This is a genomic window from Streptomyces sp. NPDC001709 (genome assembly GCF_053596375.1).
Map to the genome: position 1 here is coordinate 1 of NZ_JBSFGB010000036.1, position 23595 is coordinate 23595.

Annotated in this window: 13 protein-coding genes and 2 pseudogenes; 7 read left to right on the forward strand and 8 right to left on the reverse strand. The window is 72.8% G+C overall.

Going from position 1 to position 23595, the window contains the following annotated elements:
* Nucleotides 1–313: 313 nt before the first annotated feature.
* From hisC to ACWC0C_RS37125, 3 genes and pseudogenes are all read left to right on the forward strand, one after another.
* A complete protein-coding gene (hisC, locus tag ACWC0C_RS37115; RefSeq protein WP_450868711.1) occupies nt 314–1435 on the forward strand; it encodes a histidinol-phosphate transaminase in 1122 nt (373 codons plus the stop codon).
* Between the two features lie 278 nt (nt 1436–1713).
* Nucleotides 1714–1806: pseudogene (locus tag ACWC0C_RS37120) on the forward strand (YjbQ family protein); the annotation flags it as partial.
* 83 nt (nt 1807–1889) lie between these two features.
* The gene (locus ACWC0C_RS37125; RefSeq protein WP_450868713.1) at nt 1890–2756 is read left to right on the forward strand and encodes a polysaccharide deacetylase family protein; all 867 of its coding nucleotides are present in this window, start codon (nt 1890–1892) and stop codon (nt 2754–2756) included.
* 64 nt (nt 2757–2820) lie between these two features.
* Here the strand turns inward: ACWC0C_RS37125 and ACWC0C_RS37130 are convergent.
* A pseudogene (locus ACWC0C_RS37130) lies at nt 2821–2904 on the reverse strand (chloride channel protein); the annotation flags it as partial.
* A gap of 183 nt (nt 2905–3087) precedes the next feature.
* On the opposite strand from ACWC0C_RS37130, the gene ACWC0C_RS37135 reads away from it, so the two are divergent.
* Entirely contained in the window at nt 3088–5250 is a 2163-nt protein-coding gene (locus tag ACWC0C_RS37135; protein ID WP_450868715.1) for a SpoIIE family protein phosphatase, read from the forward strand.
* Nucleotides 5251–5381: 131 nt separating this feature from the next.
* Here the strand turns inward: ACWC0C_RS37135 and ACWC0C_RS37140 are convergent, their stop codons facing one another.
* Both ACWC0C_RS37140 and ACWC0C_RS37145 read right to left on the reverse strand, forming a co-directional pair.
* On the reverse strand, nt 5382–6566 hold the full coding sequence (locus ACWC0C_RS37140) for a type III polyketide synthase (RefSeq protein ID WP_450868716.1): 1185 nt from the start codon (nt 6564–6566) through the stop codon (nt 5382–5384).
* Between the two features lie 845 nt (nt 6567–7411).
* A complete protein-coding gene (locus ACWC0C_RS37145) occupies nt 7412–7633 on the reverse strand; it encodes a hypothetical protein (RefSeq protein WP_067316111.1) in 222 nt (73 codons plus the stop codon).
* Between the two features lie 218 nt (nt 7634–7851).
* Here ACWC0C_RS37145 and ACWC0C_RS37150 point away from each other — a divergent pair, with 218 nt between their 5' ends.
* The 3 genes from ACWC0C_RS37150 (at nt 7852) to ACWC0C_RS37160 (ending at nt 13419) form a co-directional block, all read left to right on the forward strand.
* Nucleotides 7852–8868: a DNA-directed RNA polymerase subunit alpha gene (locus ACWC0C_RS37150; RefSeq protein WP_450868718.1), complete on the forward strand. Its 1017-nt coding sequence runs from the start codon at nt 7852–7854 to the stop codon at nt 8866–8868.
* A 474-nt stretch (nt 8869–9342) separates the two neighbouring features.
* Nucleotides 9343–10794: an amidase gene (locus ACWC0C_RS37155; protein WP_450868720.1), complete on the forward strand. Its 1452-nt coding sequence runs from the start codon at nt 9343–9345 to the stop codon at nt 10792–10794.
* A 195-nt stretch (nt 10795–10989) separates the two neighbouring features.
* On the forward strand, nt 10990–13419 hold the full coding sequence (locus tag ACWC0C_RS37160) for an NB-ARC domain-containing protein (protein ID WP_450868722.1): 2430 nt from the start codon (nt 10990–10992) through the stop codon (nt 13417–13419).
* Here ACWC0C_RS37160 and ACWC0C_RS37165 read toward each other — a convergent pair.
* From ACWC0C_RS37165 to ACWC0C_RS37185, 5 genes are all read right to left on the reverse strand, one after another.
* Nucleotides 13412–15031, reverse strand: coding sequence for a hypothetical protein (locus ACWC0C_RS37165; protein WP_450868724.1), 1620 nt, complete (start codon nt 15029–15031; stop codon nt 13412–13414). The genes ACWC0C_RS37160 and ACWC0C_RS37165 overlap by 8 nt on opposite strands.
* A 281-nt stretch (nt 15032–15312) precedes the next feature.
* Complete coding sequence (locus ACWC0C_RS37170) at nt 15313–15798, reverse strand: response regulator transcription factor (protein ID WP_450868725.1); 486 nt, start codon at nt 15796–15798, stop codon at nt 15313–15315.
* Nucleotides 15799–16329: 531 nt separating this feature from the next.
* A complete protein-coding gene (locus ACWC0C_RS37175) occupies nt 16330–18228 on the reverse strand; it encodes a hypothetical protein (protein ID WP_450868726.1) in 1899 nt (632 codons plus the stop codon).
* Entirely contained in the window at nt 18225–22166 is a 3942-nt protein-coding gene (locus tag ACWC0C_RS37180) for a DUF5682 family protein (RefSeq protein WP_450868802.1), read from the reverse strand. Before ACWC0C_RS37180 ends, ACWC0C_RS37175 begins: the two co-directional genes overlap by 4 nt.
* 164 nt (nt 22167–22330) lie before the next feature.
* Nucleotides 22331–23500 carry an AAA family ATPase gene (locus ACWC0C_RS37185; RefSeq protein WP_450868728.1) on the reverse strand — a complete coding sequence of 390 codons (1170 nt, stop codon included), beginning with the start codon at nt 23498–23500 and terminating at the stop codon, nt 22331–22333.
* Nucleotides 23501–23595 lie beyond the last annotated feature (95 nt).

Genomic DNA, 23595 nt, shown 5'->3' on the forward strand with positions numbered 1-23595 from the left:
CCATTCATCACAGGCGGCCTCCTGATGATCCTCGTCGCCCTGGCCAGCCTGCCCGCACTCAGCAACCGCTCCATTCGAGAAGCGACACAAGAAGCTTCCACTGCGGAATAGTGGGCCCTCGATTCATCAGCGGTGATCGCCGGTTCATGAGGTGGTGAATTCATCCCGCTGGTTCCGCTGGTTCCGCTGGCGGGGTGGCGGGGCGTCGAGCGCGCCGTCTCATCGCCGACGTCACCCCGCTGGAACTCACCCTGGCCACCGACCCGGACGTACCGCTCCGCAATGAGGTCGGCAGCCAAAGAGGAGAACAAGCATGTCTACTCCCCCCGCTTCCGTACCTTCCGACGCCGCCGAGCAGTTGCCCCGTATCCGTGCCGCGCTCGACAAGCTCGTGAGCTACAAGCAGGGCAAGTCCGTACGCTCACCCGAGGGGCATACCTTCCCACTGTCCGCCAACGAATCCCCGTACGAGCCGATCCCCGCGGTGGTGCAGGCGATCCAAGAGGCAGCGCTGGGCATCAACCGCTACCCGGACAACAGCTGCGCGGACCTGATCTCCGAGATATCCGCACGCTTCGCCGTGCCCGAGGACACCATCGCCGTCGGCTGTGGCTCTGTCGGTGTCTCCCAGATGCTTCTGGAGGCGGTCGCGGAGCCCGGCGGGGAGGTCCTCTACGCCTGGCGCTCGTTCGAGGCCTACCCGATCTTGACCAGGCTCTCCGGTGCCACGCCGGTCGAGGTCCCGCTCAAGGACGGGGCTCACGACCTCGACGCGATGGCCGCCGCGATCACCGACCGGACGCGGCTCATCTTCATCTGCAACCCCAACAACCCCACGGGAACGGTGATTTCCCGATCCGACATGGAGACATTCCTCGACCGGGTCCCCGCCGATTGCCTGGTGGTCATCGACGAGGCATACATCGAGTACGTGCGCGACGACGACACCCCCGACGGCCTCACTCTCCGGCCCGGGCGCCCCAACGTGGTGGTCCTCCGCACCTTCTCCAAGGCATATGGCCTGGCCGGGCTCAGGATCGGCTTCGTGGTTGGACACCCCACCGTGGTCGAAGCCCTTCGCAAGGCCTTCCTGCCCTTCAGCGTGAACGGCGTCGCGCAGGCCGCTGCGATCGCCGCTCTCCGCTCGGAGGAGGCCCTGATGGACCGCGTGGAGACCACGGTCAAGGAACGCGAGCGAGTCCACCACACCCTGACCGAACAGGGCTGGCGTGTCACCCCCAGCAGCGCCAACTTTCTCTGGCTCCAGCTCGGCGACCAGGCTCTCGCCTTCGCCGGTCACTGCGCGGCGAGGGGAGTGGCGATTCGCCCGTTCGCGGGCGAGGGAGTCCGCGTCTCGATCGGCTCTCCCGCGGAGAACGACGCCTTCCTCGCGGCGTCAGCTACCTTCCCCACCACGCCCAGCCACCCTCAGTGATGGGCTCGACGGTGTAGGAGCCTGCGCCTTACAGCGAGAGGCTCGAGAAGGCGCGCCGAGGCGGCGGACCCTCCGAGGTGGCCTACCTCCCCGCCTACGGCCGGGCGGGGAACGGCGCCGCACACCCGGACCTGGGGACGTACGAGAGGATGAGGGTCTGATCTTCCCCAATCCGGCGGCCAGTCGGCGCCGACGCGGCAAGCGCGGCCGCTCGCTCCCGCGACTACGGTCCGGAGATGGCCATCGCAGACCGCTTGGCATCCTGCCGACCGTCGAACGGACGGCTCTCATCGGGGTTGTCTCAACGGAGTTTGGCGGACGCGAACAAAGACAATCCCAACCGCCAAGTCCGGCTGAGCTTCCTGGGCTGATGCTCGTGCCAGTACCGAGTTCGTAACTGGCGGATCCCGCACGCGGTTTTACCCGTCTTGCCCTGTGCGAGGACCGCAAGAACATGAGAGGGCCAGGGGGCTTGATGCGGCGCGGGGTGCGGCGGGGTGGGATGGGCTGGGTGGCGGTGGCGGCAGCAGTCGCCACCGTGGTGGGAGCCTCGGTGCTGGGGGCAGTGAGCGGTACCAGCACGGGCGGCGCGGCCGGGAGCCGCCCCGACGGCCGGGCGCGGGCGACGGCCTCGCCCGCATCGCCAGACCACCACCCCTCGCCGCAGCCGAGCCCGGCCCAGACCTCCGTGCCCGACCCGAGACTGCCCGCGCCCGTCGTGAGCATGGACCTCGCCCACGCCTCGGACAAGGGCCCGCGCGCCGTCAACATCACCATCGACGACGGCCCTGATCCGGTGTGGACACCGCGCGTCCTGAAGGTGCTCAGGGACAACGGAGTCAAGGCTGTCTTCTGCATGATCGGGACGAAGGCGGCCGAACATCCCGCCGTGGTGCGGCAGGTCGTCGCCGAGGGACACCGGTTGTGCGACCACAGCGTCCACCACGACACGACGATGGATCACAAGTCCCGCTCCTTCCAGCACTCCGAGATCGCCGGAGCGGCCCAGATGATCGAGCGGGCATCCGGCGGCGTGAAGCCGCTGTACTACCGTGCGCCAGGCGGCGCCTTCACCCCCTACAGCCGGCAGATCGCCGCCTCGATGGGGATGCGCCCGCTCGGCTGGAACGTCGACACCGAGGACTACCAGCGGCCCGGCACGCAGACGATCCTGAACACCACCGAGCGCGAACTGCGAGGCGGCCCGACCGTCCTGTTCCACGACGGCGGCGGCGACCGCTCCCAGACCGTCGCGGCGCTCGCCGTGCTGCTGCCCCGGCTGAAGAGCCAGGGGTACACGTTTGGCTTTCCCGTGCGCTGAGGCGAGAGGCCGCCCCTCTCCGCGGCGGGGCGCGGAACGGCCCCCCGCCTCCCGTGTCCTCCGTCGAGTGCTCGCCGGTCAGCTCGAAGAGGATGACCACGGCGGTGATCGGTGCCCGGGCAGCACCGGCGAAGGTGGCGCCCATGCCGTGAGCACGGCCCAACCGGCCGCGGTATTCCCTCACTGCCCGCATTCACCGCGTGATTCACCGGTGTGGGCGAAGCGACCCCCGGTGTTATTCAATGAGGTGTGCGGTCAGGGATCTCGGGGCCCCGTCGCACGGGTTCGAGTACGGCCCCGGCGCCGCGCCGGGGATTGCCGAGAGAGCCGCATGGACTCCACACCCTCCCCCTCGTCCCCTTCAGCGTTCGACCTGGTCAGCAGCGCCCTGGGGCGGTGCATCCCGCGCGGCGGAGCGGCAGCGGCCGCCGGTCCCGCCGACGCGCAGGGCGACCGGACCACCCGCCAATGCGTACCCGACAACCCGGCAGCCGGCCGTCAGGATCAGATTCTCGGCGTGGTCAACCTGGACAGGGACCTGAGGATCACCCGCTGCAATCTGGACGCCCCGGTATTCGAGGGTCTGGACGCGGTGGCCGGGAGCTCCTTCGTCGATTTCCTGCCCCCCGGGGACGTACCGACGGTCACACGGCGGTTGCGGCAGGTCCTGGAGACCGGTGAGGCGCACGTCGCCCGGATCCAGCGCCTGCGGCGCGGCGACGGGTCGGAGCTGGTGGTCTCGATGAGCATCCTGCCCGCCGCGGTGCCTCAGGAGGGCCTGACCGTCTCCGTGATCGCCATGGCCAGGAGGCTGCACCTGTACGCCGCCGAGACCGCGATCGGCACCTCGCTGGACATCGGCGACACCGCGCAGTCGCTGGCGCAGTCCCTGCTGGCCTGGGGAGACGTGGCCGCCGTCGACCTCGACTTTGCCGTGTGGACGGGCGAGGGCGTCACCGGGCAGGGGCAGGGGCGCATCCGCCTGCGGCGGGCGGCCCTGGTGCCGGACCGGGCGTGGCCCGAGGGCTACGTGACTCCGGGCGACGATCTTCCCGGCGACGCGAGTCGCCTGCTGGCGCAGGCGGTACGACGCGACGACGCCCCGCAGGCCATCGTCATACCCGACCGGGAGGCGGTCGAGCGGGTACTCGGCAATCCGCGCCTGATGCGTGCCCTGGTCCCCGGCGACCGGTCGGCGGGTGTGGCGTGTATACCGCTGGTCCTGGACGGCGTGCCGCCCGTCGTGCTGGGCGTGGCGGAGGTCTGGCGGCGCGCGGACTGCCCCTTCCTCGACAGCGAGCTGTTCGACCTGCAGGAACTGGTTGCCAGGACCGCCCATCACGTCGACCTGGCCCGTCAGCACCAGCGCGAGCACACACAGGTGCTGGCGCTGCAGCGCCGGCTGCTGCCCCGGACCGGCGGCGACACCATCGAGATCGCCAGCGTCTACCAGCCCGCCACGCCCGACAGCGCGGGCGTCGGCGGCGACTGGGTGAACAGCTTTCCGCTGCCGGACGGCCGTACCGCGCTGGTGGTCGGTGACGTCGTCGGGCACGGCCTGGGAGCCGCGGCAACCATGGGCCAGCTGAGCATGGAGGCCCGCGCGCTGCTGTCCGCGGGGCTCGCGCCCGACGAGGTACTGGAGCACCTGGACGAAACCGTGACGCTGCTCGACGACGCGGAGTCCGGGCTGGCGGCCGGCTACAGCGCCCTCGGGTCGACCTGCTGCATCGCCCTCTATGACCCGGTCAGCCAGCATGTGGCGCTGTCCAGCGCCGGTCACCTCCCCCCGGTCCTGGTCTCCCCGGACGGGCACGCGGGCCCGCTCGCGGTCCGCCCTCACCCCGGCCTGGGCGCCGAGTTCGCGCTGCGGGAGCCGTTCGACGTGCACACGTTCGGCGCACCCCCAGGCTCCCTCCTCGCCCTCTACACCGACGGCCTGGTGGAGGATCCGGCAGAGTCGATCGACGAGGGCATCGGCAGGCTGGCGGACGCCGTGTCCAGGGTGCACCCCTGGGACGCCCTGCAGCAGGCCGCACGGCACGTCGTCTCCGCGCTGGCACCTGTGCGCCAGCGCGACGACGTGACCCTCCTGCTCGCGCGGATGATCGGCTACCGCAAGGGGGACACCGCGACCTGGCGGCTGCCCGCCCGCGACGACGCCCCCGCCCGGGCCCGCGCGCAGGTCTCCGAGCTGCTGCGGCGATGGCACACCAGGGACGACACCCGGGACAACGTGCTGCTGCTGGTCAGCGAGCTGGTCACGAACGCGGTGCGCTTCGCCACCGGTCCCATCACGGTACGGCTGATCAGAGCCGGTCACGGCCTGCTGTGCGAGGTGGGCGACACCGGCAACGGCAGGCCACGTCTGAGCCGGGGCGGCCTCCTCGACGACGGCGGTCGTGGCCTGCACGTCGTGCACAGGATCACCACCCGCTGGGGGGTGCGGTGGACGGACACCGGCAAGGTGGTCTGGGCGGAAGTTACGAGGTGACGCGGCTGCGGGGCGGGGGCGCGGCCGACGTATGGGAGCGCGGCGAGGGTACGGGCGGCGTACGCGTCACCCTGCGTCACCGACGCCACCGACGGTACGGTCGGTACCCTCAGCGGTGGCGCGGGCTCGTACTACAGCCACTCGCCTTCCAGGGCGGTGGCGGTGAGGCCCGGTGCCGCCGCGTACAGGACGGCGCGACTGCCCGGCTTCTGCCCGGCGTCGTGCGCCCGCCGCATGATGTCGAACACGGCGGCGCCCCCGCGGTTGCCGCTGGTGTAGCTGTCCCGGCTGTAGTCCAGCAGCCCCGACGGCCACGCGTCGGGCATCGTCTGCTCCATGTACTCCAGCACGCGGGTCCCGCCAGGGTGCGCGAGCAGCACGTCGGGGTGCCAGGAGTCGGGGTGGTCCTGGTAACGGACGCGCAGCCACTCCCACATCGCGGTGACCGTCTCCTGGACGGCGCGTGGCCCGCCCCGGTCCATCACGAAGTGGGTGCCGTCCGCCCGCGTATCCAGGCGGTGCAGGTCTTGGGTGCCGGGCAGGGTGTGGTGCCAGGCGGCGTCCAGCCGCAGCACCGACTCGCGCCTCGGGCGGCCCGTGACCACCGCGGCGACCGCGGTGTCCGCAAACAGCAACCGGACGATCAGGGACTCGAGCGTGTCGTCCGCGGGCTGGTAGGTCGTGCTCAGCGCCTCGGCGATCACGACCAGGACCACCCGGTCGGGGTCCGCGGCCACGAGATCCGCCGCCAGCGCCAGGGAGCGGGTCCCCGCGATACAGGCCCACTGCGTGGCCGGCAGCAGCATCACGTCGTTGCGGAGCGGAAGCTTGTTGGCCAGGGCGATGTCCAGACCCGGCAGCGCCGGAGTGGTGGAGTGACTGGTGATCAGGCAGTCGATGTCCGCGGCGTCCAGCCCGGCGATCTGCAGGGCCCCGCGCGCCGCACGCTCCCCGTAGGACTGCACGGCCTCCCAGGCCGGCGCGGTGCGCTCCTGGACGGTCTGCGGCCCGGGTATCGCCTCGAGCGCGGCGATCACGCGGTCCACGTCCTGCTGGGTGAACCCGTCGCGTGCCAACGCCTCTTGGGCCGACCCGATGCCCACAGCTCGCAGGCCGCCGCCATTGCCGGGCGCGACGGCGGCCTCCAGCGGCAGCATCCACCCGCGTGTCTCGATGCCCGTGCTGGCCGCGATTCCATCGATCCTTGGCGCCCACGCCGCGTGCGGATGCCGGTCGCGCACCTCCGCCGCGATCTGGCTGGTCTCCACTGCGTGTTCGCCGTGTATCACGGCAGGAGGACAGAGGTAAGCGGCCATAATGGGGCACCTTTCCGGGGAAACAGGCAGGAATGTCGCGAATGCTGTGTCATGGGTCACTTTGGACTTCGCGACCAGGAGATTGCCATTCAGTCCCACTTCGGGGGCTGTGTCCGTTTTGAGCATGGACGCTAAAGGGGCATTTCTGCTGTGATGTGGGCAACTTAGGCGGCCCTTGGATTACGTGACACAGCACACACCGCTGAAACAGGGCCCTCAGAGGCGGTTCCGCAGGTCTTGCCTGATTTACCGTCAGCCAGGACGTGCGCCGCGATCGGCAAGCTGTCCGACGCGATGGGCGACAGTGGTTGGCGTCACGCCGAGGAAAAGGGTGCGGATCGAGCCGGCCGGCCCGCCGTGCCTCTCGGGGATCACCGGCTGGACGTTGTCCGGGCCGCGCGCCCGTAAGGAGCAACTGAAGAAGCCCACGGCTCTGAACTGCTCGGATGCCGTGGGCTTCTGGCGTTGTTGGTTGGTGTTGGCTGGCCTTGGACGGCCCGGGGGCGGTTCAGGGGCAACACGCTTTCCAGCTGCGTTGGTGGGGTGCCGGGTGTGCAGGGCGTCGACCTGCGTTCGCGGGTGGCTTGCCAACGGGATGGGCTCGGCGCATGGACCCGGCTGGACACCATCCGAACGTGGGAGCTAGGCCGCCTTGGATCGCGCCGCACGCGTGCCCGAGGCGGGCTCCTGTGCCTCCTCGAGCAGGAAGGTTTCCTCTTCCCCGAAGTCCGGGGCCTGGAAGGGGTTGGTCGTCGGAGGCGGCGATGCTGCTGCGGAACGGCGCGGTTGCCCTTCCAGGGCGGAGAACAGTGACGTCAGATCGATGAGAGGTCTCCCTTTCGGTCCTAGAGCTTGGTCATCTTGGCGTACGGGCTCAAGATCCGCATTTGTGCCGAGCCGAAATCGACGAGGGCCGCGATTCCATCCTCGATGCCGATCACTCGGCCGAGGCCGTACACGTCGTGTGTGACCTGGTCGCCCACGGCGAAGTGCTTGGGAGCGGGCGTGACGGGGGCCTTGAAGGGGCTGGTGGGCAAGTGGCGCTTCGGTGCAGCAGGCTTTGTCATTGCCCCCAGTATGCGCCTACGAACCGCTCTGGTGGTCGGCTCTCCGGGACGGGAGTAGTTGAACGTTGGACTCCACTCCAGTATGCACCGTGTCTGCCGACCGGTCGGCAGACGGACGGAGTCGGGCGGTTCGACTTCATGGGAGGCTGAACCGCCCGTACTCTTCGTGGTGTCTACGGCGTCACATAGCGGGCGCCACACACTGGAGGCAATACCTCGTGCTGATTGCTCAGCGTCCGTCATTGACCGAAGAGGTCGTCGACGAGTTCCGCTCCCGGTTCGTGATCGAGCCGCTGGAGCCGGGCTTCGGCTACACCCTCGGCAACTCCCTGCGCCGTACCCTCCTGTCGTCGATCCCCGGCGCTGCTGTCACCAGCATCCGCGTCGATGGCGTGCTGCACGAGTTCACCACCGTGCCGGGCGTCAAGGAGGACGTCACCGACCTGATCCTCAACATCAAGCAGCTGGTCGTCTCCTCGGAGCACGACGAGCCGGTCGTGATGTACCTGCGCAAGCAGGGCCCGGGTCTGGTCACCGCCGCCGACATCGCGCCCCCGGCCGGTGTCGAGGTGCACAACCCCGACCTGGTCCTCGCCACGCTCAACGGCAAGGGCAAGCTGGAGATGGAGCTGACGGTCGAGCGTGGCCGCGGTTATGTCTCCGCCGTGCAGAACAAGCAGGTGGGCCAGGAGATCGGCCGTATCCCGGTCGACTCGATCTACTCGCCGGTTCTGAAGGTCACGTACAAGGTCGAGGCCACGCGTGTCGAGCAGCGCACCGACTTCGACAAGCTGATCGTCGACGTCGAGACCAAGCAGGCCATGCGTCCGCGGGATGCCATGGCGTCGGCCGGTAAGACCCTGGTCGAGCTGTTCGGTCTGGCTCGCGAGCTGAACATCGACGCCGAGGGCATCGACATGGGCCCGTCCCCGACGGACGCCGCCCTTGCTGCCGACCTCGCGCTGCCGATCGAGGAGCTGGAGCTCACGGTCCGCTCCTACAACTGCCTCAAGCGTGAGGGCGTCCACTCCGTGGGTGAGCTCCTGGCGCGCTCCGAGGCCGACCTCCTGGACATCCGTAACTTCGGTGCGAAGTCCATCGACGAGGTCAAGGCGAAGCTGGCCGGCATGGGCCTGGCCCTGAAGGACAGCCCGCCCGGATTCGACCCGACCGCCGCAGCCTTCGACGCGGACGACAACGGGAACACGGGTTTCATGGAGACCGAGCAGTACTGAACGCCGCGTCAGGCCGTGGGGGAGTCAGGAAGGGGGCGGAGCCGGTGATGAGCACCGGCCCCGCCGACGCCACCTGGCTCCCCGAGGAAGTCAGGCATATTGCCTGGTCAGACACGGTGCGCCCGGTAGCATTCGTATCCGAGACACCCGTTGCGCGTGCCGCGCCGCGAGCTAGCGCTCCGGTACGGCACGGCCCCGGCGGGTGGGGGGCGTGTACCTGGGCCGGGATGCCGAGGAACAGCAGGCAGGGGTCAAGATCATGCGCCCCGAGCCGGCCGATGACGCCGCGTTCGTCGAGCGGGCACTTCCGCCCCGGCGGAGCCTCGTTCCGCACCGGTCCCGCCGTGCGTCGCCAACGCCGGCGGTCGGGCGAATAACTATGGCCGGAAACGAACATGATGCCGTGGAGCCATCTACCCCCTTGTGCGAAGCGGCATTTCATGACCTGTTCCAGGGGCCAGTACGGTCTGATTCATGGAGTGGAGCTTTCAGGCAGCCGAGAGACTCGCGGCCGCTCTGCGTGCCGGTGAAGTGACCTCGGCGGAACTGACCGACGAGGCGATCGCCCGTATCGAGCGGGACGACAAGGCGATCAACGCCATCTGTGTACCGGACTTCGACCGTGCACGGACCGCCGCGCGCGATGCCGACCAGGCGCGCGCCCGCGGTGAGGACCGGCCGCTGCTCGGCATTCCGGTGACGGTCAAGGAGTCCTACAACATCGCCGGGCTGCCCACGACCTGGGGCATGCCGCAACACCGGGACTACATGCAGGCCGAGGACGCGGTACAGGTGTCGCGACTCAAGGCCGCAGGCGCGGTGGTGCTCGGTAAGACCAATGTGCCCTTGGGGCTGCAGGATATCCAGAGCTTCAACGAGATCTACGGCACCACCAACAACCCGTGGGATCACGGCCGCACGGCGGGTGGATCCTCCGGCGGATCAGCGGCGGCCCTGGCGTCCGGATTCGGCGCGCTGTCCATCGGTTCCGACATCGGCGGTTCGTTGCGCACCCCCGCACATTTCTGCGGTGTCTACGCACACAAGCCGACACTCGGGCTGGCGGCGAACCGCGGTATGGTCCCGCCGCCCGCGCCGGCATTGCCGGTCGACCTCGACCTCGCCGTCGTCGGTCCGATGGCGCGCACCGCCCGCGACCTCACGCTCCTGCTCGACGTCATGGCCGGACCCGACCCGCTGACGCTCGGTATGGCGTACGACTTGACGCTGCCGCCCGCGCGCCACGAGCGGCTCGGCGACTTCCGGGTCCTCGTCCTCGACCAGCATCCGCTCATTCCGACCGGGTCCGCTGTGCGGGCGGGCGTGAACCGGGTGGCCGACGCGCTTGCCGACGGCGGTGCCCGCGTCGAACGGCACAGTCCGCTGCTGCCCGATCCGACCGAAGCCGCGGAGCTCTACATGCAGTTGCTGGTTGCGAACTCCGCTGCGCGTTTTCCCGTCGAAGCGTACGAGCAGCTGCGGACCCTCGCCGCCGGACTGAGCGCAGACGACCGGAGTCTCGATGCGGCGCGGCTGCGCGGCGTGGTGCTCAGCCACCGCGACTGGATCGAGGCGAACAGCCGTCGCGAGCTGCACCGCCACGGCTGGCGGCAGCTCTTCGCCGAGTTCGACGCCGTGGTGTGTCCCATCACGCCCACTCCCGCGTTCCCGCACGACCACAACCCCGATCCGCTGGAACGCCGGATCGACATCGACGGCGCCGAGTACCCGTACTTCGACCAACTGGTCTGGGCCGGTGTGGCCACCATGCCCGGCCTACCCGCCACCGCCATCCCAGCGGGCAGGTCCCCGGAGGGTCTGCCGGTGGGAGTGCAGCTCATAGGTCCGATGTTCGAGGACCGCACCCCGCTGCGGCTGGCCGAACTCCTCGAGCCGGAGATCGGCGGCTTCCAGGCACCCAAGTAGCTTCCAGGCACCCAAGTAGGGCGTGCTCCTGGGTGTCCGACGAGGACGGGCGGGGATCACGACGGGATCCTCGATCACCCGAAGGCCATGCGGAAGCCGGGGCCGCTCCCGTGGTGCCGACTGGGAATCCGGCGAAGATCCTTCTACCGTGGGGTCCTCCTGTCCCGGTGCCGCTGGACGACGTAAGGGGGCTTGGTGGAAGCCGAGTTGGGGACGCTCGCCGCGCAAGGGGCCACGGCTCTCGTCGGGCTCATGGTCGCGGACGCCTGGCTGAGGATGAAGCAGGGGAGCCGACGGTTCACCGGCTGGCTCTCCGGGCGCGGAGCGGACGACGAACTGGACACCTCGCGTGCGGAGTTGGCGGCGGCACGGGACAGCGGCGACGAGGAGAGCGCGGCCGACCGCGTCGCCGCCGACTGGGAGCGGCGCCTGCTCCGCATCCTCGAGGACGACCCCGAGGCGGCCGGGGAGTTGCGGCGCCTCCTGGCCGAGCTGCTGCCCGGGACGTCGTACGACATCGGGTTCGACGTCCGTGCGACCGCACCGGTGTCGCCCGGCGTCCAGCCCGACCATCTCCCCGCCCTGACCGGCACGTTCAGCAACCGGGTCGTCGAACTCGGCCAGATGGATGCCCTGTGCGGCGGGCCCGACGAGGTGAGGCTGGCCGTCCTCGCCGGGCTGCCGGGGGTCGGCAAGACGGCGCTCGCCTGCCGATGGGCGCAGGAGATGCGCGAGCACTTCCCCGACGGCCTCTTCTACGTCGACTACGCCGCCCTGCGCGACGAGTCCGCCGTGGGCGCCGCCATGGGCCACGCCATGACCTCCCAGGCACTCGCCTCGATCCTGCGGGCGCTGCTGGGCAGCGACGCACACGTCTCCGAACAGTTCGAGGAGCTGAAGCGGCAGTACGAGTTCCACTCCCGCGACCGGCGCATGCTCGTCCTCATCGACAACGTGACCATGGCCGCCCAGGTGCGCGCGCTGATCCCCGCGGGCCGCGGCAGCAGCGTCATGGTCACCAGCCACCACAAGCTCGGCGAGCTCGTCGCGCAGAACGGGGCCCAGCTCGTCGACCTGAAACCCCTCGACGCGGAGGGCGGCCTGAAGCTGCTGACCGACCAGTGCCGAGAGGGCGCGGTCGCGGCCGAACCCGCCGCGGCCGAGCGCCTCGTGGAGCTGTGTGGCGGACTGCCCGTGGCCCTGCGCATCGTGGCGACCCGGCTGGCCACCGGTGACGCGCCGAGCCTGGCGTATCTGGCCCAGGAGCTGGAGGACGAGGCCGAGCGGCTGGAGGGCATCTCGCTGCCCGGCGGCGGCTACTCGCTCTCGGCCGTCCTCGGCCCGTCCTACCGGCTGCTGGCGCCCGGACCGGCCCGGATGTTCCGGCTGCTGGGCTGGCTGCCCACCGGACTGTTCGACGAGTCGGTCGCGGCCGCCGCCACGGGCGTCGACCGGCGCACGGCCAGGCGCCTGCTGCGCGAACTGGCCGCCGCGAGCCTGCTGGAGCTCGACCGGGACGGCCGCTACCGCGTCCACGACCTCGTCCGCCTCTACGCCCGCGAGCGCGCCGAGGCGGAGGAGCGGCCCGCCGAGGAGACCGCCCTCATCGAGCGGGTGACCCGGCACTACCTCGTCCTCGCCGCCTTCGCCGACCGGGCGCAGCGCGCGGACCGGCTGCGCGTCGCCGATCTGACCGAGCTGCTGGAAGGGGCCACCGACCCCTTCTCCGCCCCCGCCGGCCCCACCCCGCTGACCTGGCTCGACACCGAGTGCACCGCGATCCTCGCCGTCCTGCGCGCGGCCGTACGCCACCGCCTGTACGCCCTGGCCTGGCCCCTGGCCGAGGCGTTCACCGTGCTGTTCCTGCACCACCGCTACCTCGGCGCCTGGAAGGAGTCCCTGAGCCTGGGCAGCGAGGCCGCCGCCACGCTCGCCGCCGATCCGGCCACCCCCGCCGACATCGCGACCCAGGCCCTGGCCGGCGAGGCACGTTTGCGCAGCCTGCTCTCGCGCCCGCTCACGGACCTCGGCGAACACGGTCGCGCCCGCACCGAACTGGAGCGGGCCATCGCCCTCGCCGAGCCCACCGACCGGCTGCTGCTGCGCGCCTCCGTCCAGGAGTTCTACGGCCGTCACCTCGACCTCTTCGAACCGGCCCGGGCGGTGGAGACGTACCGCTACTGCCTCGACCTCAACCGCCGCGCCCAGGACCGGCGCGGCGAGGCCCTGGCCCTGCTCTTCCTGGGCTCGGCGCTGGACGCCGAGGGGGAGCACGAGCAGGCCCTCACCCTGCTCGGCCAGGCACGCGCGGACCTGCTGAACCTTCCCGAACCCGACGCGCGGATGGCGGCTCGCGCCCTCCTCGCCCTCGGCCGGGCCCACGCCCACCGCGACGAGTTCGACGAGGCCTTCCACGCCCTGGAAACGGCGGCCGACACGCTCAAGCAGCGGCGCGCGTACAGCTATGAGGCCGATGCGCGGGAGGACCTCGCCGACCTCGCCGAGCGGACGGGCCGCCACCTGGACCGGGTGCGCGAGTGGCTGACCCGCGCCCTCGAGATCCACGAGGCGAACGGCAACCGGCGCGCGGACGACGTGCGCCGGCGGCTGGGGGACCTCAGCTGACGAACGGAGCCGCGGGGCGCGGGCACACTACGACGTCCTCGTCCCGCACCCCGGCGATCCGCAGCGTCAGCTGCGCCTCGCCCGGCGGAAGACCTTGCCGCAGCCGGGCGTAGACGACCGCCGCCGCGAGCCCGGGAGACGTCGCCGGCCCGGTCACCGCCGCCTCGACCACCCGGCCGTCCCGCAGCCCCACCAGATGGCCACCGCCCCGCACCGCGCAGGCCGCCAGCAGACTGCCGGGCAGCCGCGCCAGGGTGTCCCGGATCCAGCGCAGCGCCTCGGCAGCCGATCCGGCGCGGTCGGTCCGCTCGATCACCGAGGCACTCTCCAGCAGCCGGCGGTCGCGTTCCGCCTCCGAGCAGGCGAGATGGGCGAAGCGGTGCGGCGATGCGCCCGGGCCGTCCTCCTCGGCCTCCGGTCCTCCGTGCGCGTACGCCCGCGCCTCGGCCGGATACCGTCGCACCGACACGACCGGACCGGCCGTCTCCTCGCCCACCTCGGTGACGACCAGCCATGAGGTGACGGGCTCGGCGGCCTCTTCCGGCGCGGGAAGCAGCAGGTCCGGCGGGGGAGCCGAGGCGGGTTCGGGAAGATCCAGCAGCTCGTAGACGGCTGTGCGGAGCCGCGCCAGAGCCTGGCCCGAGTCGGCGAACGCCCGCCGCGCCACATGGGCGTACCGCTCGGGGGTGTGGTCGCGTACGACGTCCTCGACCTGAGCCGCCAGATCACCGCCCGGATCCAGCCGCGGGGCCGCGGCGGCCAGATCGTGCGCCGCCGTCCCCGGAACCGCGTCGGCGCCGAACGCACCGAGCAGCACCGGGTGACCGAGGGCGGCACCGTACAGGGTCACCGAGCCGTGGTCGCCGATCACCACGTCCGCCGCGACGAGGGCAGGCCGCCAGGCGTGCAGGGGCGGCATCAGCATCAGGCCCCCGTCGAGCGCCGAGGCCTGGAGCGCGCGGATCTGCCAGGACCCGTGTGCCGACCAGACGTTGGGGTGGACGACGGCCGCGACCCGGTAGACGTCGTGGGGGAGCGCGCCCAGCAGGCGGACCGGCAGATCGGGGTGCCGGCCGAGCAGGGAGGTGGGTCCCCAGGTGGAGCTGACGACGACGAGCCGCCGGCCCCCCGCGACACCGAGGGCCTGCCGGTACGCGTCCCTGCGGGCGCGGGCGGTGAGCAGCTCGTCGTAGCAGGGGTCGCCCAGCAGCAGGGTGCGGCCCGCGGTCTTGGGGTGGGCTGCGAGGAGCTGTTGTTCCTGGTCGGGGTGCGAGACGGCGAGCCAGGCGCGGCCGGACTCCAGCAGGGCGTCGGGGACCAGGCCGGACAGCCGGTCGTGCGGCCCGCGCGCGTCCGGGACGCGCTTTTGGAAGCCAACCCCGTGCGGCAGCACGAGTACCGGGCAGTCGCCCTCCGGTATGTCCACGTTCTCGCTGGCCGTGACGATGAGATCGGCGCGGATCCACGCCAGCTGCTCCCACGGCATGACCCGGCATCCGGACGCCTGGAGGAGATCCCGCACCCCGGCGGCGAACGCGGAGGTGGGGTCGTGGGCGAAGACGACGCTCACCCGTGGGTCGTCGCGCAACAGCGCGGGCAGCACCTCGAGCACGCGTACGGTGGACGTGACGGTACGCGCGGCGACGACGAGCGTCCGCTGGGCGGGGAAGGTGCGCCAGCGGTGGGCGTCGGGGCCTACCGGAACTCGCAGAAAGCTTTCAGCTGTCAGGCTGTTCGCTGTTCGCTGTTCGCTGTTCGCTGTTCGCTGTTCGCTGTTCGCTGTTCGCTGTTCGCGTCGCCTTATCACGTGACAAGTTGGCTGACAACCCTTCAGGACGGCTCGGCTCCGGCGGACCGGTCCACCGTAACCAATCACGACGGGCGAGCCCAGGCTCAGGGTGGGCCGGGCGACGGCACCAGACCGAGTTGCTGGGCCCGCAGCACGGTGCCCAGGCGGTCGCGCGTGCCCAGCTTGCGGTAGATGTTCTCGACGTGCTTGTGCACCGTGCGGACCGAGATGCCGAGGCGGCGGCCGATGGCGTCGGCGGTGAGCGCGTCGGTGAGCAGCAGCAGGACAGTCGTCTCGCGCGGCGTCAGCGCGCAGTCCGCCGCCCGCTCGTCCGGTGCCCCGGCCGGGCCGAGGGCGCGCCGCCACTCCTGCAGCAGCCGCCGCTGCCGCTCGACGGCCGCGAGCAGCGGCTGAGCGCGCTCCGCCATGGCGAGATGGTCGTCGGTGAAGTCCCTACCGGCGCGGTAGACGAGGCACCCGGTGACCGGGGCGGTGCTTTCGGGGAGCGGCACGCCCAGCACGTGGTCCACGTCCAGGGTCTCGCCGAGCAGACGCGCCGTCGGGCTGTCCGGCCAGCCGCGGCCCGCCACCCGCTGGGCGGTGACCGGCCTGCGGTCGGTGCTGCTCGCGTAGTGGTGGGCGAGGGAAAGCCCGCGCGGAGCAGGGCCAGATCCGCTTCCCCGAGCCGCTGCAGCTCGGCCGCGGCAGCGCCCGGCGCCGCGCCGATCGTGCCCGCGCGCTCGGTCCAGTCGTCCGGTTTGTGGATGGCCGCCTCGCCACCGCACAGGTCCACCAGGGCGTCGGCGAGCATCGGCCACAGGCGCGCGGGTTCCCGTTCGTGCAGCGCCGCCACGGCGACCGCCGTCATACGTTCGTAGGCTCTGTCCAGCCCCACCTGTTCCTCTCCGCCTGCTCTTGGTCTCGGTTTGCGTCGCGGCCCGTCCGCCCCGCCCCCGTACGTACTTGTACGCATACCCCCGCGGCCCCCGGCTGCCGCACACTTCAACCCTGCGGCACCGGCCTGCGCGGACCTGTGCCCGACGGGCCGCCGGCACGGGGGAACGGCGGCCCGTCCGGTGTCGTAGCCCTGCGCCTCCCTCCCCCCGACCGGGCCGCTCCCGTCATCCCGACCAGGCCGCGACGCAGAGCGCGCGATCGACCTCCTCGGTGTAGCGGGCGGCCGCCAGCCATGCGCGGGCGAAGCGTTCCGGGTCGGCCGGGAGGAGGCGGCCGAAGACGTCACGGGAGCGCTCCGCCGCGGCCGCGTGCAGTTCCTCCAGTAGGGCGCCCGCGGTCGCCAGCCCGGACCGGTGCAGTCGGCGGGCGTCGGCGCCCGTGTCACCGGGGAAGGACAGCACACGTCTGCCGCCCGAGACCGCTTGCTGGACGCGTCGGCCCAGCAGATGGACGGGAGCCTCCTCGGCGCTCGGTGCCGTCCGCACCGCGGCCGCCGGTGCGGCGGGCAGGTCGGCGCGCTGGAGCCGGTCCAGGCCCATGTCGACCCGCGTGCCGGACAGCGCCGGATGCTCGGTGGCCAGGAGCCGGGCCCGTGGGTGCGGGGCCGGGGTGAGCCGGGCGACGATCCGGAGTCTGGCGCCCCGGGCGGCGGCCAGCAGCCGCAGGTTGTCCCGGTGGGGAAGGGCTGGATGGTCGTGGGCGGTGGTCAGCCGCAGTACGACGTCCTCGCATCCGGCGAGCAGACAGTCACCCGCCGCCTCCGCGGCCGTACCGAGCAGGGTGACCTCCAGGAACAGCAGGTCGTGGCCGCCGTTCAGCGCGCGGGTGAGCTGCTCGGCCACCGGGGCCGTCCAGAGCCGGTCCAGCGGCTCCTCGCGCCAGCCGGCACCCGACGCCCCGACCGCCCGCACTCCGGCGCCCGCCCCGAGCCGCCCGGTGGGGGACACGGTGGCCCCCGACACCGCGAGTCCCGCACGGGACAGCTCCCGGTGGGTCAGGGCCGTATCGCCGAGCCGGACCGCACGGTCGGCCGCGCCCACCGCCCTCCCGGCACCGCCCGGAGCCACATCGGACACCTGGTACAGCCGGCCGTCGGCGTCGGCGGTCCAGGTGACGGCGCCCGCGTAGCCGCTCGCGGTGAGCACCGGCTCGGAGAAGAGGCCGTACAGCCGCAGCGAGCCGTCCGGGCGGTACGGCTGCCGTGCGGTGCCGCGCAGCGCGGCCAGTTCCGCGCCGGTGGCGTGCGGGACGCGGTGGGCCACGGACAGGACGTCACGCAGGCCGGCGGCCAGGTCCGCCAGGCGGTAGGAGGGGTCGGCCGCGCGGGCCGCGCGCAGCGCGGTGACCACGGAGACGGCCGAGGCGGCGGCCCGGTGCAGGCCCGCGAGCCGTGCCGTGTGCGCGGCCCGCAGCAACTCCGCCTGGAGCACCGCGCCCGCCCCGTCCGTACCGGCCTCGAGTACGGCGGCCGCGGCCGAGCGGAGCGCGCGGGCGGCGGAGCACTGCCGGGCGCCGGCCGTCTCCGCCTGGACCAACGCCTCTGCGACGCCCGCGGTTTCCGGCTGGACCACCTCCTGCGCGGCGCCGGTCACCTTCGGCTCCGTCACCTCCTTCGCGCGGCCGGTCGCCTTCGGCTCGGCCACGTCCTTCGCGCCGCCGGTCACCTTCGGCTCGCCCAACTCCTCCGCGCGGCCGGACGTTTCCGGTCCGGTCACCGCCTCCCCGGTGGCGGGCGGCTCTCCCGAACTGCCCTCATGTGCCGGGGAGCCGGTGTCCTCGGCGATCGGGGCCGCCGAGGCGGCCGCGGCGCGGTGGAGGCAGTCCGGGGCCAGCAGACAGCCGCAGCGGATGGCGTCCGGGCTGGTCACCGTGCCGTTCGGGGCGTGCAGTTCGAGATCGGTGTCGTCGTCGACGAAGATGCGCACCGTGTCGCCGTCGCGGACGGCCGGCCGGTCCGCCAGCTTGGCGATGCCCGCGTCGAGTCGCTTGCGCAGCCGGGGTGAGAGCGCCGCGACGAGTTCGGCGGTCACGGCCGGAGCGACCGGCGGCAGATCCTGGCTCATGCGATCTTCTCCCCTACCCAGCGGGCCAGTTCGAGCGGACTGAGAGCGGCCACCGGCATGCCCGCTGACACCAACTGCCCTGCCACCCCGGTCGAGTAGCGGGGGCGGCCCGCGTCGTCGAGGCTCGCGCAGCCCAGCACATGGCAGCCGGCGCCGACCAGGGCGCGGACCTCGGCGAGCAGTCCGCCGACCGGGTAGCCCTCCTCGAAGTCGCTGACCACCACGACCAGCGTGCGTGAGGGCACCGTGACCAGTTCGCGCGCGTGCCGCAGTCCGGCGGCGATGTGGGTGCCGCCGCCGACCCTGACCTCCAGCAGGAGGGAGAGCGGGTCCTCGACGTGGTCGGTCAGGTCGATCACCTCGGTGGAGAACGCCAGGAAGTGCGTGGACAGCGTGGGTACCCCCGCCAGCACCGAGGCCGTGAGCGCCGCCCAGATCGTGGACGCCTCCATGGACCCCGACACGTCGGTGACCAGGATCAGCCGCCAGTCGGCCGAGCGCCGGGCGCGACTGCGGAACACCGGCCGCTCGGGTACGACCCGCACCGAGCCGTCCGGCATGCGGCGAGCCGTGGCCAGGTTCGCCCGCAGGGTGCGGGCCAGGTCCAGGCCACCGCCGGGGCGGCGGCTGGGGCGCGGCAGGGCGGTGCCGTGCAACGCGGGGCGCAGCCGGGTCGCCAACTGCCGGGTCAGCGCGTCCACCAGGCGCCGGACCAGCGGGCGCAGCGCGGCCAGCCGAGCCTCCGGCAGGCCGCCGGCGTGCCGCAGCACCGAGCGCAGCAGGTCGACGGAGGGCCGTACGGTGTCCGGGTCCAGTTCCGGGAACACATCCCGGCGGCCGGCGGCGGCAGCCGCGGCCAGCACCTCCTCCCGGATCCCGGGGCCGAACAGGGCCGCCAGCTCCTCGGACCACTCCCGAACCCCGGGATACGGCGCCGCACGACCGCCACCGGCCCCACCACCCGGGCCCGAGAGATCTCCACGGCTCCCCTCACCGCGTCCACTGCCGTACAACTCGTCCAAAGCGGTGGCCAAGGGCCGGGCGGCGGCGGACAGTTGGCCACTTCTGCGGCCCAGCAGCAGCCGCCACCGGTCGGCCGGGGTGAGCTGATGCTGACGGCCCGATGGGGAGACGGCGGGCGTGCCGGTGCCGTGGGCCGGGGCGGAGGACGCGGCGTCGTCGGGGGTGTCGAGGGGCGCCGGGGTCGCGGTGCCGTCGGCGTTCGGCGCGACGGTTGCCCTGGTGGGCCGGTGAGGTGGCAGGAGGTCCAGGGCGGCCAGCGTCTCGCGGGCCGCGAGGTCGGCGCCGGTCCACAGGGCGAGAGCCGCGGGGTCCACGCCGCCGGTGTCGTCCGGACGCTCCCCGTCCAGGCGCTGTTCGACAGCGGCCAGCAGCCGGTCGCGGGCGGCCGGGCTGAGCGTGTCGAAGCCGCCGCGCAGCGCCGGAAGCCGGTCGACGAAGTCCCGGTCGGACAGCTCCGCGATCCGGTTCAGCAGAGGTTCCAGCGCGGGTGCCGCCGACTCCAGCAGGGGTCCGGCCGCACTCAGGAGACCCGTCAGGCGTGCGGTGAGCACCGCCCGGGACCCGGCGTCGCAGGCACCGTCCACCCAGGAGGCCACCCGATCACCGAACGCCCCGGCCTCCTCCTGCCCCAGCAGCACGCGTACGGCTCCGGCGGCGCCCCGCATCAGCGGGGAACCGTCGGCCGCCAGCCGGGCGAGCGCGTCGGTGAGCCGTATCCCGCCCAGCGCGTCGGCGCGATGGGCGAGTTCCAGCAGGGCGTGTGCGTCGGCCGGGTCCTCGGAGCCGGTGAGCCCGTCGACCTGGCGCACCGCGGCGGCGGTCAGCAGTTCGGCGACGGCCGCCGCGCGCGCCGTACGTTCCCCGTCGCTGCCGAGTCCGGCGATGTGACCCGCCCGCAGCCGGTCCAACAGAGCAAGCCCCGCGAGGAGTTCCGGCAGTGTGCCGGAGGCCGGCAGCACCTCGGCGGTCCCGGCCAGCCGCTCCTCGGCGAGCCCGGGCAGTCCGCACTCCGCCGCCTGTTCCAGCCCCCGCAGGGCCTGCGCCGCCGTGGGGCCGCCCTCGTCCCGCTCCGCGCGGAGGCGTTCGCGCAGCACACCCTCGGCGGCCTGCGCCGGCGTGACCCCCCGCACGCCGGCCGCGGTCAGCATGGCCGCCGTCGCCGGAGTCCAGCGCACCTCCCAGCGCGAGGTGAGTGCGTCAGCGCCACCCGTGCCGACGACAGCCTTGGGCTCGCCGTACGGCACCGCACACACGGCAAGGCGCCGCAGCAGGAGTTCACGGCGGCGGTCCAGCTCCGAGCGGAGCGGGTCCAGACGCAGGTCCCGCGCGGCGCGCCGGCTCGAGTCCGCCGGGCCCGGCAGCCCCAGCTCGGCGAGTTCCGCCTCGACCGCCGGGGCGAGCCCGCTGCGCGGCGCGTCCGGGGTCGGGCGGCCGGTGCGCGTCCCGACGAGCACCTTCTCCATCGCCCGGGCCACGGCCCGCCCACGCCCGTACGGCTCCCCCTGCGCGAGCACCGTCTGCACCGCCTCGACCAGCTCGCCCCGACCCGCCGCGGGCAGCCCCCGCAGCCGGGCGAGATCACCGGCCAGGCGTGTGATCTCCCGTGCGTCGGCGGGCCCGGACGGATGGCCCAGCGCCCGCAGCTCGGCACACACCCGCACGGCGGCCCGCGTCAACGCGTCCTCCAGCGCTGCCGGTTCACCGGCCGCGGCCAGCACCATGTGCTGCCACTCCGGGTCACGGATGCCGGCCGGGTAGCCGGAGCGTTCGTCGAGCAGGGCGTAGCTGTAAGGGATGAGGGAGGTCGTCCAGGCCGGGACAGGGGCCTGGCCTTTCCCGGAAGCGGGGGACGCCACCGGGCCGGCGGTGTCGTCGGCGGCCGGCGTCAGGAACGCCGGGGCGTGAAAGGCGCCGACGAGCACCGCGGCTCGCTCGCCGTTCGCCGTGGCCGCGGCGAATTGCGACCGCATCCACCGCTCGCGCCGCAGATCCAGCTCCGGCACCCCGCCCGACGCCGCCGCCTCCTCCCGCAGCGCCCAGCCCGTCAGCAGCGCGGCCCGCCGCAGCGCCTCCGGCGGCGAACCGGGAGCGGCGGCCTCGACCAGCCGGTCCCACAGATCGTCACCGGGGCGGCCGGTGAGTCGAGAACGCAGCACCGAGGTGAGCCCGGCCACGGCAGAAACCTCGACTTGCCCGTCGGCTTTCCCCGGCTGGGCGCCGGGAGTTCCGCGCTGCTGGGCCGTCTGCGGTGCCGGGGCGCCGGGTGTGCCGGCCTCGCCTTCCTGGGCCGCCGGACCAGTGGGCGTTCCGGTCTCCCGACCTGCGCCTGCTTGCCCGCTGCACTTTGGTGCTGAGGCGTGGGGCGATGGCGCCACCACCCTGACTTCCCCGCCGACCCCGCACGCGGGGGCTTGGGCTGATCGCTCCGTTCCCGGCTTCCCCTCGTCCCCTGGGGCCGGGGCCGGGGCGGGGGCCGGGACCTGGGGCGATCCCGTCCCCCCTGCCTTCGCGGCCGGCTCCCGAGCCTCGGCCTCCCCCTCCGGGCCGGCCTCTCCCGCCCACGCCCGGTCCGCCAGCGGCAGATCGCACGCGATCACCGGTACCCCGTGCCGCGCGGCCCAGCGCACGGCGGCCAGCTCCGGCGAGAAGTCGGCGAAGGGATAGAACGCCGGGCCCCCCGCCCCACCCTCGGGCGCGGCGGCGAGGGCGACCGGGGCGCTGGTCTCCTCGTGGGCGAGCCACGGCAGCCAGTCCTGCATCTCGGCGGGTAGCTCGACCAGCAGCACGTCCGGCTCGGCCGCGTCCAGCAGCGCCGGTACGGCAGCGGCGAGGGAGGGCGCATGGTGCCGTACGCCGATGAGGTAGGGCACCGACGGGCCGGTCAGGGCCGCAACGGCAGCTTCGGGATCGGCCAGGACCGCGGAGTCTGCGTCGGAGCCGGCGGGGACCGGGGAGCCCGCGTCGGGATCGGCGAGGACCGCGCAACCCGCGTCGGTAGGGGCGGGAACCGCAGGGCCTGCGGCGGCACCGGGGTCGGTCGCGGCCGACGTGTGGAGTGGAGAGGCAGGGGACACGGCCGTCAGCCCTCCAGGACCGTGCGCAGGTCCCACAGCGTGCGCCAGGTGGCCGAGCCCTGTTCGGCGCGGCGCCGGACCGGGCCGTCCCAGTAGCCGCGCAGCCGCGCCGCGTCCGCCGGGTCGTCCTTGCGTACGACACCCAGGAGATGGCCGGGCAGCAGCCCGAGGACGTCCCGGTCGCCCGGGAAGTACGCCGCGGCCAGCCCCAGCGCGCCCGCCACGGACACCGCCTCCGCCGTGCTCATCACCGTGGACGGCCGCTCCACCTCCCAGCCCTCCGCCGACCGGCCCTCCCGCAGATCACGGAAGACGGTGACCAGGGCCTCCAGGACGGCGTCATCGACCTGGAAGGGCGCGCCCGCCCGTTCCACCGACGCCCTGGCTTGACCGCGCACCAGCGCCGTCTCGGCGTCGAGATCCGAAATGGGGCCCACCGTCTCGAAGTTGAAGCGCCGCTTGAGCGCGGCCGACATCTCCGAGACACCCTTGTCCCGCAGGTTGGCGGTGGCGATGAGGTTGAAACCCGGCGCCGCGTGCGCCAACGCGTCCGCTCCGCCCGCCAGTTCGGGTATGGCGATGCGCCGCTCCGACAGCAACGACACCAGGGAGTCCTGCACTTCGGGCAGACAGCGGGTGACCTCCTCGACCCGGGCGATCGCACCCCGGGTCATCGCGGTGAGCACGGGCGACGGAACGAGCGCTTGCCGGCTCGGCCCCTGCGCCAGCAACAGGGCGTAGTTCCAGCCGTACTTGAGCTGATCCTCGGTCGTACCGGCCGTCCCCTGCACGACCAGCCCGCTGGTGCCGCACACCGCGGCCGACAGCAGCTCCGAGAGCATGGACTTGGCGGTGCCGGGCTCGCCGACGAGCAGCAGGCCCCGCTCTCCGGCGAGCGTGACGACACACCGCTCGACCAGCGCGCGGTCGCCGACGAACTTGCCGCTGATCTCCAGCCGGCGCGGCACGCCGTCCGGTGCCTCCGCTTCATCGGGCACCCGCAGCGCCCGGCCGCCGCTGCCCATGACAAATGTGACGACGGCCCGGGGTGTGAGCCGCCAGGCGGTCGGCCGCGGACCGGGGTCATGGGCGGCGAGGAAGGCCAGCTCGACGGCGTACCGGTCCTCGGGCGGGACGATCTGACGGGTCGCGTCGGGCGCGAGGGCGGTGGTCATCGGCGGGAGTCCTTCGCGACGGTGCGGACGGAGGTCGGGGCGAGGGCGCGAGCAGAGCCCGGCTGTGCGGCGCAGGCAGGGATCGGTGGGGCGGC